The organism is Klebsiella sp. Q11, assembly GCF_964241505.1.
Classification (GTDB): Bacteria; Pseudomonadota; Gammaproteobacteria; order Enterobacterales; family Enterobacteriaceae; genus Klebsiella; species Klebsiella michiganensis.
Map to the genome: position 1 here is coordinate 444472 of NZ_CAXSXW010000003.1, position 13581 is coordinate 458052.

Consider the following 13581-nt stretch of genomic DNA (forward strand, 5'->3'; position numbering starts at 1 on the left):
TAAACTCGAAAGTGTCGTGCAAACACAACACAGGAATAATAAAAATGACACACCCGATTATTGAGGCATTACAGGTTAACGAGGCGCAGTTTGTCGCGCTTCGCCGCCGTTTCCATCAGCAGCCGGAAATTGGTTTTGAAGAGCATAAAACCAGCGAAGAGGTTGCCCGCCTGCTCGGCGAATGGGGCTATCAGGTTCACCGCGGTCTGGCGGGCACCGGCGTGGTCGGTACTTTACGCGTCGGCGAGGGTAAAAACGGTTGGGGCTACGGGCGGATATGGACGCCCTGCCGATGCAGGAGATGAGCGGCAAAGCGTGGGCCAGCCGGGTCGACGGTCGTTTTCACGGCTGCGGCCACGATGGCCATACCACCACGCTATTGTACGCCGCGGAATATCTGGCGCGCACCCGGCAGTTTAACGGCACCCTGCAGCTTATTTTTCAGCCTGCTGAGGAATTACTCTACGGCGGTCGGGTCATGCTGGAAGACGGCCTGTTTGACCAGTTCCCCTGCGATGCCATTTTTGGCCTGCATAATATGCCGGGGCAGCCGTTAGGCAGAATCGGCCTGCGCGATGGGGCGATGATGGCCTCCTCGGATACTCTCCATATTGAAGTCAAAGGGGTGGGCGGACACGGCGCGGTACCGGAGCATACCGTCGACGCCACGCTGGTTGCCTGTCATATCACCCTGGCGCTGCAATCCATTGTTTCCCGAAACATCACGCCGTTTGAACCAGCGGTCGTGACCGTGGGCAGCATTCAGGCCGGGCACGCCCCGAACATTATCAACGACAAGGTGTTAATGAAGCTCACGGTGCGCACCTTAAACGAACAGGTTCGCGAGACCGTCCTGCAGCGCATTCACGATATCGCCGTTGCTCAGGCCGAGAGCTTTAACGCCAGCGCCGCCTTAACCCACGTTAACGGCAGCCCGGTTTTAAGGAACGATCCGGCTGCCAATGAGATGGTCCGCACGGTGGCGACCGCGCTGTTTGGCGCGGCGCAGGTCGGCGAGGTGAAGCCGTTTATGGGCAGCGAAGATTTTGCTTTTATGCTCGAGCGCAATCCGAACGGCTGCTATTTCACCATCGGGGCCGGGGACGAAGCGGATCGCTGCATGGTGCATAACCCGGGATACGACTTCAACGATGCGCTGTTGCTGAAAGGCGCCGCGCTGTGGTGCGCCCTGACGGAACACTATTTGCGTTAATGTCCGCAATGAAGAGGACCCTGCTATGAGTTCTGTATCGCTAAGCGAAGCGCAGTTCGTCGGCACCGATCGTCTGCTGGCGGGTATTGTATTGAGCGTTCTGACCTTCTGGCTGTTTGCCCAGTCGGTGATTAACGTGGTTCCGGCGATGAAGAGCAGCCTCGATATTTCGCTGGAAACCCTGACCCTGGCGGTGAGCCTGAGCGCCTTATTCAGCGGCTGCTTCGTGGTCGCCAGCGGCGGGCTGGCGGATAAATTCGGCCGCATGCGCATGACTACCCTGGGCCTGATCCTCAGCATTGTCGGTAGCGCAATGCTGGTGTTCTCTCAGGGACCCGCGCTGTTCCTGGCCGGGCGCGTTTTACAGGGGCTGTCGGCCGCCTGCATCATGCCGGCGACGCTGGCGTTAATTAAAACCTGGTATGAAGGCAAAGCGCGCCAGCGGGCGGTCAGCTTCTGGGTCATCGGCTCGTGGGGCGGCAGCGGTCTGTGCTCGTTTGTCGGCGGGGCGATCGCCACCGGTCTGGGCTGGCGCTGGATCTTTGTTTTCTCCATCGCGGTAGCGCTGGCGGCGCTGTTTTTGCTGCGCGGTACGCCGGAAAGCCGCAGCGCCAGCGCGCAGCAGCATAAGCTGGACATCAGCGGCCTGCTCAGCCTGATCCTTGCGCTGGTGCTGTTAAATCTGTTTATCAGCAAAGGCCACGGCTGGGGCTGGACCAGCGCAACCTCGCTGGCGATGCTGGCCGGCGCGCTGGCATCGGGGCTGTTTTTTATCCGCAGCGGCCAGCGTAAGGGCGACGCGGCGCTGATTGATTTCGCGCTGTTTGGCAACCGGGCCTACAGCGCCGCGGTGTTGTCGAACTTTATGCTCAACGGCGCCATCGGTACGATGATGATTGCCAGCATCTGGCTCCAGCAGGGGCATCATCTGAGCCCGCTGGAGAGCGGAATGATGACGCTCGGCTATCTGGTTACCGTGCTGGCGATGATTCGGGTGGGCGAGAAGCTGCTGCAAAGCTACGGCGCGCGTTTGCCGATGATGAGCGGCCCGGTCTTTACCGCGGTCGGTATTCTTCTTATCTCCTGCACCTTTCTCGATAAATCGACCTATATCGTCACGGTCTTTTTCAGCAACGTGCTGTTTGGCTTCGGCCTGGGCTGCTACGCCACCCCGTCAACGGATACCGCGGTGGTTAACGCTCCCGAGAATAAGGTAGGCGTGGCCTCGGGGATCTATAAGATGGGCAGTTCGCTCGGCGGAGCGATGGGGATTGCGGTGACAGCGTCACTTTTTGCGCTGTTTTTACCGCTCGGCATGGCCAGCGCGGCGCAGTATGCGCTGTGGTTTAACGCCGCGCTCTGCCTGGGTTCAATGGCGGTGAGCGCGCTACTGCTTCCGCGTACAGGTCAAAGCTGATGTTTTTTCAGCAGCGCCCGCAGCTGGTGGTAGGTTAGCCCCAGCAGTTCGGCCGCCTGTTTTTGATTGTACTTCGCCTGTTCGAGGCTTCTCTCGAGCAGGCTTTTTTCTTGCTCCTGCTGGAAAGCGCGCAAATCGAGCGGCAGCGTGGGGCCTGGCGTCTTCTCCACTTCGACGAGCGTCGCCGCGTGCTGCTGGCGGAAGGGGTTAATAATAATATTATCCAGCTCGCGCTCGCTGCTGCCGTGGCGGTAGACCGAGCGTTCAACCACGTTTTTTAATTCACGGATATTCCCCGGCCAGCGGTAGTTCTGCAGCGTCACGGCGGCGCGTTCGCTAAAGCCGGGAAACAGCGGCAGTCCGAGCTCGCGGCACATCTGGATAGCAAACTGGGTGGCGAGCAGCATGATATCGCTCTGGCGCTCGCGCAGCGGCGGCAGCTGCACCACATCAAAGGCCAGACGGTCGAGAAGGTCGGCGCGAAAAAGACCGTCTTCCACCATTTGCGGCAGATCGGCGTTGGTCGCGCACACCAGGCGGACGTTAACCTGTAGCGGCTGGCTGCCGCCGACGCGCTCCAGTTCGCCATACTCAATCACGCGCAGCAGTTTTTCCTGTACCAGCATCGGCGCGGTGGCCAGCTCATCGAGAAACAGGGTACCGCCGTCGGCGCGCTCGAAGCGACCCGGGTGACGTTTACTGGCCCCCGTAAAGGCGCCGGCCTCATGCCCGAACAGCTCCGAATCGAGCAGATTTTCATTGAGCGCCGCGCAGTTCAGGGAGATAAACGGCCCCTGCCAGCGGGAAGAGAGGAAGTGCAGACGGCTGGCGATCAGCTCCTTGCCGGTTCCGCGCTCGCCAATCACCAGCACCGGTTTATCGAGCGGCGCCAGTCTTGAGACCTGCTCCAGCACCTCAAGAAAGCTATTGGCCTCGCCGAGCAGGTTGTCCTTGTAATCCGCCATGATGAATTTCGCCATTTAGTAGTGTGATTCACCAGGTCACTTTAGCAATGCGCTGGCCAGATAACAACCACTTCCATTAAAATCAATAAGATAAAAACTTGGCACGGCATTTGTATTAGTCATGGCACAGGCCGGTGCCTGACACCAGAACTATGAGGATTGAAATTATGGGTATTTTTTCTCGTTTTGCCGACATCGTGAACGCCAACATTAACTCTCTGCTGGAGAAAGCGGAAGACCCGCAGAAGCTGGTTCGGCTGATGATCCAGGAGATGGAAGACACGCTGGTTGAAGTCCGTTCGACCTCGGCGCGGGCGTTGGCTGAAAAGAAACAGCTGAGCCGTCGTATTGAACAGGCCGTTGCCCAGCAGGCGGAATGGCAGGAAAAAGCCGAACTGGCGCTGCGTAAAGAGAAAGAGGATCTGGCCCGTGCGGCGCTGATCGAAAAGCAGAAGCTGACCGACCTTATCGGCAGCCTGGAAAACGAAGCGCAACTGGTTGATGAAACGCTGGCGCGGATGAAAAAAGAGATTGGCGAGCTGGAAAACAAACTCAGCGAAACCCGCGCCCGTCAGCAGGCGCTGATGCTGCGTCATCAGGCCGCAAGCTCCTCCCGCGACGTTCGCCGTCAGCTGGACAGCGGTAAGATTGACGAGGCGATGGCGCGTTTTGAATCGTTTGAACGCCGCATCGATCATATGGAAGCCGAAGCCGAAAGCCACCGCTTCGGTAAAGATAAATCGCTGGATCAGCAGTTCGCCGATCTGAGAGCGGACGATGAAATCAGCGAGCAGCTGGCGGCGTTGAAAGCCAAAATGAATCAAAATAACCAGTAATGTCTTCGGGCGGCACCAAGACGTGCCGCCGCCATCAGCAAGGAGTTCACATGAGCATGCTTTTTCTCGCCATCCCTTTGACGTTGTTTGTGCTGTTTGTTTTGCCGGTCTGGCTCTGGCTGCATTACAACAACCGCACCGCCAGCGGCAGTCTATCGCAGAACGAACAGCAGCGCCTGCTGCAGCTGACCGATGACGCGAAGCGTATGCGCGAGCGTATTCAGGCGCTGGAGGCGATTCTTGACGCTGAGCATCCGAACTGGAGAGAGAAATAATGAGCGGACTGGATCTGAGTAAAAAAATGTGGCGCATTCCGCAGCAGGGCATGGTGAAAGGGGTTTGCGCCGGCATCGCGCAGTATCTGGACGTGCCGGTTAAGCTGGTGCGCCTGATTACCGTACTGGCAATGATTTTTGGCCTGTTCCTGTTTGTGGTGGTGGCCTACATCATTCTCTCGTTTGCGCTGGATCCTATGCCGGAAAGCGAGCTGTATGGTGAAAAAACGCCGAGCAGCGGAGAGCTATTGGCCGCCGCGGATAAGGAGCTGGCAACAGGGGAGCGTCGTCTGCGTGAAATGGAACGCTACGTCACTTCCGACACCTTTTCGCTACGCAGTCGTTTTCGCCAGCTATAACTGAAAGTTGAGGTTAATAATGAACATGAAATGGCAGCAGGCCGGGCAAAAAGTCAAACCGGGTCTGAAAATCGCAGGCAAGCTGGTTCTGCTCACCGCGCTGCGCTACGGTCCGGCGGGCGTCGCAGGCTGGGCGGTAAAATCCGTCGCGCGTCGGCCGCTGAAAATGCTGCTGATGCTTGTTCTGGAACCGATGCTCAGCCGGGCGGCGCAGCGGTTTTCTAAACGTCGCGGATGGCGTATGTTATGAGTGCCTAAAAACTCACTCTATCAGGATGATAAAATGCGAAAACTGCTTCTGGGTTTAGCGCTGGCCATGGCCTTACCCGTCTTCGCGGCGGAGCACTGGATTGACGTCCGCGTTCCGCAGCAGTATCAAAAAGAACACGTCGACGGGGCGGTGAATATTCCGCTGGCGGATTTAAAAACGCGGATTGCGGCTGAAGTACCGGATAAAAACGATACCATTCACGTCTATTGCAACGTTGGCCGGCAATCTGGCCAGGCTCAGCAGATGCTGAGCGAAATGGGCTACACGCAGGTGGTGAATGCCGGCGGCCTCAGTCAGATCGCCAGGCCGAAAAGCGCCAGCAAATAATCTTCAGCCCCGTCGCAGCGGGGCTATTGCACTTTATGATTAGCCCTCATGTCTATTTCCCTCGTTCTTCAGGCTCAACAGGATGGCGATGAAGCGACTCAAAACAGAATTTAATGCGCTGGTGAATCGTGGGGTTGACCGGCACCTTCGCCTGGCCGTCACCGGCCTTAGCCGCAGCGGCAAGACCGCCTTTATCACCGCGCTGGTAAATCAACTGCTCAATATTCACGCCGGGGCGCGGCTGCCGCTGCTCAGCGCAGCGCGTGAAGAACGCCTGCTGGGCGTCAAGCGCGTCCCGCAGCGGGATTTCGGCATTCCGCGTTTTACCTATGACGAAGGGCTGGCCCAGCTGTACGGTCAGCCGCCGGTCTGGCCAACGCCCACCCGCGGCGTCAGCGAAATCCGCCTCGCTCTGCGCTATCGCTCCAACGATTCGCTGCTGCGCCATTTTAAAGAGACCTCGACCCTCTACCTGGAGATTGTCGACTATCCCGGCGAGTGGCTGCTGGATCTGCCGATGCTGGCCCAGGACTATCTGACCTGGTCACGGCAGATGACCGGATTACTGCAGGGGCAGAGGGCGGAGTGGTCAGCGCGCTGGCGGCAGCTATGCGAAGGACTGGATCCGCTGGCGCCCGCCGATGAAACCCGTCTGGCGGAGATCGCCGCGGCGTGGACCGACTATCTGCATACCTGTAAGCGCGAAGGGATGCACTTCATTCAGCCGGGGCGCTTTGTGCTGCCCGGCGAAATGGCCGGCGCGCCGGCGCTGCAGTTCTTCCCCTGGCCGGACGTTGATGCCGCCGGTGAAGCTAAGCTGGCGCAGGCGGACAAACAGACCAATGCCGGAATGCTGCGCGAGCGTTTTAAATACTACTGCGAGAAAGTGGTTAAGGGCTTCTACAAAGATCATTTCCTGCGCTTCGATCGGCAGATCGTGCTGGTAGATTGCCTGCAGCCGCTTAATAGCGGGCCGCAGGCGTTTAACGACATGCGTCTCGCACTGACGCAGCTGATGCAAAGCTTCCACTACGGGCAGCGCACGCTGTTTCGTCGCCTGTTCTCACCGGTTATCGATAAGCTGCTGTTCGCCGCGACCAAAGCCGATCACGTCACCGTCGATCAGCACAGCAATATGGTGTCGCTGCTGCAGCAGCTGATTCAGGATGCCTGGCAGAACGCGGCGTTTGAAGGCATCAGCATGGATTGTCTGGGGCTGGCGTCGATTCAGGCGACGCAGAGCGGGCTTATCGAGGTGAACGATGAGAAGATCCCTGCGCTGCGGGGGCATCGGCTAAGCGACGGACAGCCGCTGACCGTCTATCCCGGCGAAGTGCCCGCGCGCCTGCCGGGTCAGGCCTTCTGGGAGCAGCAGGGTTTTCAGTTTGAAAACTTTCGCCCGCAGGTAATGGACGTTGATAAACCGCTGCCGCATATTCGCCTCGACGCGGCGCTGGAATTTTTGATCGGAGATAAATTGCGATGACCGAACCTTTAAAACCGCGTATCGATTTCGATGGCCCGCTGGAGGTGGAAAAGGCGCAAATTCTGAAATCCGCGCGCGCTTTTGACGGCGCCGATGCGGAGAAATTCGCTCCTGCGCGGCTCGACGCGCCGGAAGAAGAAGAGGGCGCGGCGGAAGCGGTGGTGGAATCGGTGCTGCGACCTAAGCGCAGCCTGTGGCGAAAGATGGTCAGCGCCGGGCTGGCTATTTTTGGCGTCAGCGTCGTGGCGCAGGGCGTGCAGTGGACGATGACCGCCTGGCAAACGCAGGACTGGATCGCCCTCGGCGGCTGCGCTGCCGGCGCGCTGATCGTCGGGGCGGGCGTCGGTTCAGTGGCGACCGAATGGCGCCGGCTGTGGCGGCTACGCCAGCGCGCCCACGAGCGCGATGAGGCGCGGGACCTGATGCACAGCCATGCGGTCGGCAAAGGGCGCGCCTTTTGCGAAAAGCTGGCCCATCAGGCGGGGCTGGATCACTCGCACCCGGCGCTGCAGCGCTGGTATGCGGCGATCCATGAAACGCAGAACGATCGTGAAGTGGTGAGCCTGTACGCGCAGATCGTGCAGCCGGTACTGGATGCGCAGGCGCGGCGTGAGATTAGCCGTTCGGCGGCGGAATCGACGCTGATGATTGCCGTCAGCCCGCTGGCGCTGGTGGATATGGCGTTTATCGCCTGGCGTAATTTACGTCTGATCAACCGCATCGCCACTCTGTACGGTATTGAACTGGGCTACTACAGCCGCCTGCGCCTGTTCCGCCTGGTGCTGCTGAATATCGCTTTTGCTGGCGCCAGCGAGCTGGTGCGGGAAGTCGGGATGGACTGGATGTCGCAGGATCTCGCGGCCAGGCTATCGGCGCGCGCGGCGCAGGGAATTGGCGCCGGTCTGCTGACGGCGCGGCTGGGTATTAAGGCGATGGAGCTGTGCCGTCCGCTGCCGTGGATCGCCGACGATAAACCGCGGCTGGGGGATTTTCGCCGCGAGCTGATCGGCCAGCTAAAAGAGACGTTGCAGAAGAGCAAAAGCGGCGCGGAAAAATAAGTCGCTTAAGCATTCCCGGCTTGCGGCGTGAACGCCTTAGCCGGGCTACCGTTTCACAGAAGGCTGTAACCTGTAGCCCGGCTACGCGCAGCGCAAGCCGGGGAGAAAAGCAGAAGCGATGATAGCCGCTTATCTCATCGTCATTTTTCCTCTGAGCGCATAACTTTACGGCAGAAAGGCCATTTTTCCGCCATACTGTCAATAATTGTTGACAGCTATCTTCACGCCAGCAAATAACTGTCCTATTATTCATCGGTTATTGGCCTCTTTAGGGTGAAAACGCCTATGCGTCTTGAAGTCTTTTGTGAAGACCGTCTTGGTCTGACTCGTGAATTGCTCGATTTACTGGTGCTGCGCGGTATCGACCTGCGGGGCATCGATATTGACCCTATTGGCCGAATTTATCTCAACTTCGCCGAGCTGGATTTCGCCAGCTTCAGCAGCCTGATGGCGGAAATTCGTCGTATCGCCGGCGTCACCGACGTGCGTACCGTGGCGTGGATGCCGTCAGAGCGCGAACATCTGGCGCTCAGCGCGCTGCTGGTGGCGATGCCTGAGCCGGTGCTGTCTCTCGACACCAAAGGAAAAGTCGAACTGGCTAACCCGGCCAGCTGCCAGCTGTTTGGCCAGAGTCAGGAGAAGCTGCGCAGCCACCCGGTCGCGCAGCTGATTACCGATTTTAACGTCCAGCGCTGGCTGGAAAACAGTCCGCAGGAGTCCCACGCCGAGCACGTGGTGGTCAACGGGCAGAACTTCCTGCTGGAGATCACTCCGGTTTATCTCGAAGGCGAACACGGCGAGAAGGTACTGACCGGCGCGGTAGCGATGCTGCGTTCGACGGTCCGTATGGGGCGCCAGCTGCAAACGATGACCATTCAGGACACCAGCGCCTTTAGCCAGATCCTCGCCGTTGGGCCGAAAATGCGCCACGTTGTCGAGCAGGCCCGTAAGCTGGCCATGCTCAGCGCGCCGCTGCTGATCGTCGGTGATACCGGCACAGGGAAAGATTTGCTGGCCCACGCCTGCCATCTGGCCAGCCCGCGCGCGGGGAAACCTTATCTGGCGCTGAACTGCGGCTCCATCCCGGAAGACGCTGTGGAGAGCGAGCTGTTCGGCGACGCCGTTCAGGGCAAGAAAGGCTTCTTCGAGCAGGCTAACGGCGGCTCGGTTTTGCTGGATGAAATTGGCGAAATGTCGCCGCGCATGCAGACCAAGCTGCTGCGCTTCCTTAACGATGGAACTTTCCGCCGCGTTGGTGAAGATCATGAAGTCCACGTTGATGTCCGGGTGATCTGCGCTACCCAGAAAAACCTGGTGGAGCTGGTGCAAAAAGGGCTGTTCCGCGAGGACCTCTACTATCGTCTTAACGTCCTGACCCTGTATCTGCCGCCGCTGCGCGATTGCCCGCAGGACATCATGCCGCTGACCGAGCTGTTCGTGGCGCGTTTTGCCGATGAGCAGGGCATCCCGCGGCCGAAACTCTCCGCTGATTTGAACAGCGTTTTGATGCGCTACAGCTGGCCGGGCAACGTGCGCCAGCTCAAAAATGCGATCTATCGCGCGCTGACGCAGCTGGACGGTTTCGAGCTGCGCCCCCAGGATATTCTGCTGCCGGATCACGACGTCTCCTCGCTGGCGGTAGGCGAAGAAGCGATGGAAGGCTCGCTGGATGATATTACCCGTCGTTTCGAACGCTCGGTGCTCACCCAGCTTTATCGCAGCTTCCCCAGCACGCGTAAGCTGGCCAAGCGTCTTGGCGTCTCGCATACCGCCATCGCCAACAAGCTGCGTGAATATGGCCTGAGCCAGAAAAAGGGCGATGAGTAATGCCCGTCGGCCGGCTGCCTGCGCCGCCGGCCGGCATTTCCAGAAAAGGGAGGGGGGCTGGCGTCAAATGAATCGGTATATACTGCGTTTTTACCCTCTTTATGGCAGGCATACGCATGCGGATCTGGCGTAGTCATTTTTTTCAATGGATGAAACTGCTGGCGCTCTCCAGCGCGATCTCTTTTGTGCTGTTCTGGTTTCACCTTCCCGCCGCGCTGCTGCTGGGGCCGATGATTGCCGGCATCAGCCTGAGCCTGCGCGGTGCGGAAATTCGCGTACCCCGTCCCTTTTTTATTGCCGCCCAGACGATTATCGGCTGCATGATTGCCCGCAGCCTGACGCCCTCCATTTTCGGCGTTCTGCTGGCAAACTGGGCGCTGGTGCTGCTGATTCTCTTTTCCACGCTCGCTATCAGCGCGCTGGCGGGATGGCTGCTGGTGCGCTACAGCGATCTGCCCGGCGCCACCGGAGCGTGGGGGAGTTCGCCGGGCGGCGCCTCGGCGATGGTGATTATGGCCCAGGAGTACGGCGCCGATGTCCGGCTGGTCGCGCTGATGCAGTATCTGCGGGTGCTGTTTGTTGCCGGCGCCGCGGCGCTGGTGGTGCGCGTCGCGCTCGGCGGTGAAGCGCAGGAGATGACTCAGCAGGTCGCCTGGTTTCCGCCGGTCAGCCGGCAGCTGCCGCTTACGCTGCTGTTGACGGCGGCGGCGGGGTGGCTTGGGCTGCGGCTGCGCTTTCCTTCCGGGGCGATGCTCTTCCCGATGCTGATTGGCGCGCTGGTGCAGGGAGAAGGCTGGCTGCTGCTCGAACTTCCCGAATGGCTGCTGGCGCTGGCCTATGCCGCCGTCGGCTGGAGCGTTGGTCTAAAGTTTAATAAACAGATTTTCCTGCTGGCGCTGAAAACCCTGCCGCAGATCCTGGCATCGATTATCGGCCTGATCCTGCTGTGCGCGCTGATGGCTTATGGGCTGACGCAGGTTTTGCCGCTGGACTTTATGACCGCCTATCTGGCAACCAGTCCGGGCGGACTGGACACGGTGGCGATTATCGCCGCCGGTACGCGGGCGGATATGTCGTTTATTATGGCAATGCAGACGCTGCGCCTGTTCACCATCTTATTGACCGGCCCGGCGATTGCGCGCTTCATCTCCCGCTATGCGGCGCGGCAATAAAAAAAGCCCCCGTTTAACGAGGGCTTACGTAACTCAGCGAGGATATTACGCTTTCAGCGCGGCCAGGGCTGCGTCGTAGTCCGGCTCTTCGGTGATTTCATTCACCAGCTGGCTGTAAACAACCTGGTCATTTTCATCAATGACGACCACAGCACGCGCCGCCAGACCGGCCAGCGGGCCCGCAGAGATAGCGACGCCGTAGTCGGCCAGGAACTGCGCGCCGCGCAGGGTGGACAGAGTGACAACGTTGTTCAGGCCTTCAGCGCCGCAGAAGCGAGACTGCGCGAACGGCAGGTCAGCGGAAATGCACAGCACGACGGTGTTGTCCAGTTCAGACGCCAGCTGGTTAAATTTACGTACCGATGCCGCGCAAACGCCGGTATCGATGCTTGGGAAAATGTTCAGCACTTTACGGGAGCCGGCGAACTGGCTCAGCGCGACGTCAGAGAGATCTTTGGCCACCAGCGTAAACGGCTGCGCTTTAGCGCCTGCCTGCGGAATGGTGCCTTGAACAGAAACGGGGTTGCCCTGGAAATGCACGGTTTGTGACATGGTTATCTTCCTGTTTACATATAGTTAACGTCGCGGCTAGTGTATGACATCCGTCATCAGCACGGCAAATCCTTTTAATACTTACCTGCGAGGTTCAGGGAATGCGAAATCTGCGAGTCTATGAAGAAGCCTGGCCGTTACATACTCCGTTTGTGATCGCCCGCGGCAGCCGCAGCGAGGCAAAAGTCGTGGTGGTGGAGATTGAAGAGAATGGCGTCAAGGGGACAGGTGAGTGCACGCCCTATCCTCGTTACGGAGAGAGTATAGCCTCGGTGATGGCGCAGATTATGGCGATTGGCGAACAGATTGAACGCGGCGTCTCTCGTGAGCAGATTCAGCACCTGCTGCCCCCCGGGGCAGCGCGTAACGCCGTGGATTGCGCGCTCTGGGACTGTCAGGCGCGCAGCGCGGGTAAGAGCATCGCGCAGCTGTTGGGCGTGACGCTGCCCAGCCGGGTGGTTACGGCGCAAACGGTGGTTATCGGCACGCCGGACCAGATGGCGGCGAGCGCGGCGGCGCTGTGGGAAAAAGGGGCCACGTTGCTAAAAGTAAAGCTCGACGATCATCTGATTAGCGAGCGGTTGATTGCCATTCGTGAAGCGGTTCCGCAGGCAACGCTTATCGTGGATGCCAACGAAGCCTGGCGCAGCGATGGCCTGGCCGAGCGCTGTCAGCTGCTGGCGGATATCGGCGTGGCGATGCTGGAACAGCCGCTTCCGGCTGGGGCCGATGAAGCGCTGGAGAATTTTATCCACCCGCTGCCCATTTGCGCCGATGAGAGCTGTCATACGCGCGACAGCCTGGCGGCGCTGCGCGGCCGCTATGAGATGGTCAATATCAAACTGGATAAGACCGGCGGTCTGACCGAAGCGCTGCTATTGGCTGAGGAGGCGGAGCGCCTGGGATTTGCGCGGATGCTGGGCTGCATGCTGTGTACCTCAAGAGCCATCAGCGCGGCGCTGCCGCTGGCGCCGCTGGCCCGTTTTGCCGACCTCGATGGCCCGACCTGGCTGGCGGTGGACGTTGAGCCGGCGCTGCATTTCAGCACCGGCGTGCTTCATCTTTGAGGATGCCAGTGCAGCAGGTCCGTCATCGCCTGAAGGTATTTATCCGTCGCCTCGTCGGCGGATATCGGCGGGAATTCGGCGGTGATGCAGGGCAGGCCGATATCCGCGCACCAGCTGCCAAAGGAGCCGGGCGTTTCATAGCCGACGCTGCCCACCAGCGGCAGGCTGAACGCCCCGGCAAGCCACTGCCCCAGCGCGCTGTGGCCGGGGTCTTCAATACAGGCCAGCGGATCGTGAAACGAGACCACCCACGCGGGATGGATCTGGTGGATCAGCTGGCACAGCGCCTGGGTTTCCGGTTCTGAACCGGGTTTTTCGCCGGTGAGCAGAACCACATCGCGCTGTTCCGCCGCGCTGTTCCAGCGATAGACCGTTTCGCCTTCTTTCCAGTTTGCCGCCGGAAAATTCCGGTTCAGGTCGATGCCGCGCGCGTTGGCGCGCAGCCCCAGCTGGCAACCGTCCGGGTTGACCGCCAGCACGACATGATGGCGGCGCAGCTCGGGTTTGAGCGTACGTAGCGCGCAGGAGAGGGTGACAATCGATGCGTTTTCATCGCCGTGGGTACCGGCAAGGATCAGGCCGCTGCGGCTATCGGCCAGCGGTGCAGGGAACCACAGCAGCGGTGCGCCTAGGTGAGACTGGCCATAGCGTTGTGTGCCGGGCGGAAAATCACCGCGCTGAGGGCGAGGACGAGAAACGGGCATAGGGCATCCTGTTGTCAGGTTATTTTTCAGCAGTGTTGTGTAAAACCGTCCC

Annotated in this window: 14 protein-coding genes and 1 pseudogene; 12 read left to right on the forward strand and 3 right to left on the reverse strand. The window is 59.7% G+C overall.

The genetic code is table 11. The features are described from left to right. Positions 1–44 precede the first annotated feature (44 nt). Together ACESQ2_RS06835 and ACESQ2_RS06840 are read left to right on the forward strand one after the other, a co-directional pair. A pseudogene (locus tag ACESQ2_RS06835) lies at positions 45–1213 on the forward strand (M20 aminoacylase family protein). Positions 1214–1238: 25 nt separating this feature from the next. Further along, complete coding sequence (locus ACESQ2_RS06840) at positions 1239–2630, forward strand: MFS transporter (RefSeq protein WP_373170249.1); 1392 nt, start codon at positions 1239–1241, stop codon at positions 2628–2630. Here ACESQ2_RS06840 and pspF read toward each other — a convergent pair. Further along, positions 2621–3610, reverse strand: a complete 990-nt coding sequence (gene pspF / locus ACESQ2_RS06845; protein WP_192830782.1) for a phage shock protein operon transcriptional activator — start codon at positions 3608–3610, stop codon at positions 2621–2623. The two genes, ACESQ2_RS06840 and pspF, sit on opposite strands and share 10 nt — an antisense overlap. 152 nt (positions 3611–3762) lie before the next feature. Between pspF and pspA the strand changes: the two genes are divergently transcribed. The 9 genes from pspA to ACESQ2_RS06890 all read left to right on the forward strand — a co-directional run bounded on the left by pspA (position 3763) and on the right by ACESQ2_RS06890 (position 11206). Next, positions 3763–4431 (forward strand): phage shock protein PspA, encoded by a 669-nt coding sequence (gene pspA, locus ACESQ2_RS06850; RefSeq protein WP_049070217.1) that lies wholly within the window; start codon positions 3763–3765, stop codon positions 4429–4431. 50 nt (positions 4432–4481) lie between these two features. Further along, positions 4482–4706: an envelope stress response membrane protein PspB gene (gene pspB / locus ACESQ2_RS06855; protein ID WP_004101459.1), complete on the forward strand. Its 225-nt coding sequence runs from the start codon at positions 4482–4484 to the stop codon at positions 4704–4706. Then, positions 4706–5065, forward strand: coding sequence for an envelope stress response membrane protein PspC (pspC, locus tag ACESQ2_RS06860; protein ID WP_373170250.1), 360 nt, complete (start codon positions 4706–4708; stop codon positions 5063–5065). The genes pspB and pspC overlap by 1 nt, the downstream gene beginning before the upstream one ends. A gap of 19 nt (positions 5066–5084) precedes the next feature. Then, a complete protein-coding gene (pspD, locus tag ACESQ2_RS06865) occupies positions 5085–5315 on the forward strand; it encodes a phage shock protein PspD (RefSeq protein ID WP_004101464.1) in 231 nt (76 codons plus the stop codon). A gap of 33 nt (positions 5316–5348) precedes the next feature. After that, positions 5349–5663 carry a thiosulfate sulfurtransferase PspE gene (pspE, locus tag ACESQ2_RS06870; protein ID WP_014229028.1) on the forward strand — a complete coding sequence of 105 codons (315 nt, stop codon included), beginning with the start codon at positions 5349–5351 and terminating at the stop codon, positions 5661–5663. 88 nt (positions 5664–5751) lie between these two features. Beyond that, complete coding sequence (locus tag ACESQ2_RS06875; RefSeq protein ID WP_373170251.1) at positions 5752–7149, forward strand: YcjX family protein; 1398 nt, start codon at positions 5752–5754, stop codon at positions 7147–7149. Continuing rightward, positions 7146–8207 carry a YcjF family protein gene (locus ACESQ2_RS06880; protein WP_046877375.1) on the forward strand — a complete coding sequence of 354 codons (1062 nt, stop codon included), beginning with the start codon at positions 7146–7148 and terminating at the stop codon, positions 8205–8207. The genes ACESQ2_RS06875 and ACESQ2_RS06880 overlap by 4 nt, the downstream gene beginning before the upstream one ends. A gap of 285 nt (positions 8208–8492) precedes the next feature. Further along, positions 8493–10034 (forward strand): transcriptional regulator TyrR, encoded by a 1542-nt coding sequence (gene tyrR / locus ACESQ2_RS06885; RefSeq protein WP_004850219.1) that lies wholly within the window; start codon positions 8493–8495, stop codon positions 10032–10034. Between the two features lie 116 nt (positions 10035–10150). After that, a complete protein-coding gene (locus ACESQ2_RS06890) occupies positions 10151–11206 on the forward strand; it encodes an AbrB family transcriptional regulator (protein ID WP_049070214.1) in 1056 nt (351 codons plus the stop codon). A gap of 45 nt (positions 11207–11251) precedes the next feature. On the opposite strand, the gene tpx is transcribed toward ACESQ2_RS06890, so the two are convergent. Then, positions 11252–11758, reverse strand: a complete 507-nt coding sequence (gene tpx, locus ACESQ2_RS06895; RefSeq protein ID WP_004850226.1) for a thiol peroxidase — start codon at positions 11756–11758, stop codon at positions 11252–11254. Positions 11759–11859: 101 nt separating this feature from the next. Between tpx and ycjG the strand changes: the two genes are divergently transcribed. Further along, the gene (ycjG, locus tag ACESQ2_RS06900) at positions 11860–12825 is read left to right on the forward strand and encodes an L-Ala-D/L-Glu epimerase (RefSeq protein ID WP_014229032.1); all 966 of its coding nucleotides are present in this window, start codon (positions 11860–11862) and stop codon (positions 12823–12825) included. Here ycjG and mpaA read toward each other — a convergent pair. Next, positions 12816–13529: a murein tripeptide amidase MpaA gene (gene mpaA / locus ACESQ2_RS06905; protein ID WP_004850230.1), complete on the reverse strand. Its 714-nt coding sequence runs from the start codon at positions 13527–13529 to the stop codon at positions 12816–12818. The genes ycjG and mpaA overlap by 10 nt on opposite strands. Positions 13530–13581 lie beyond the last annotated feature (52 nt).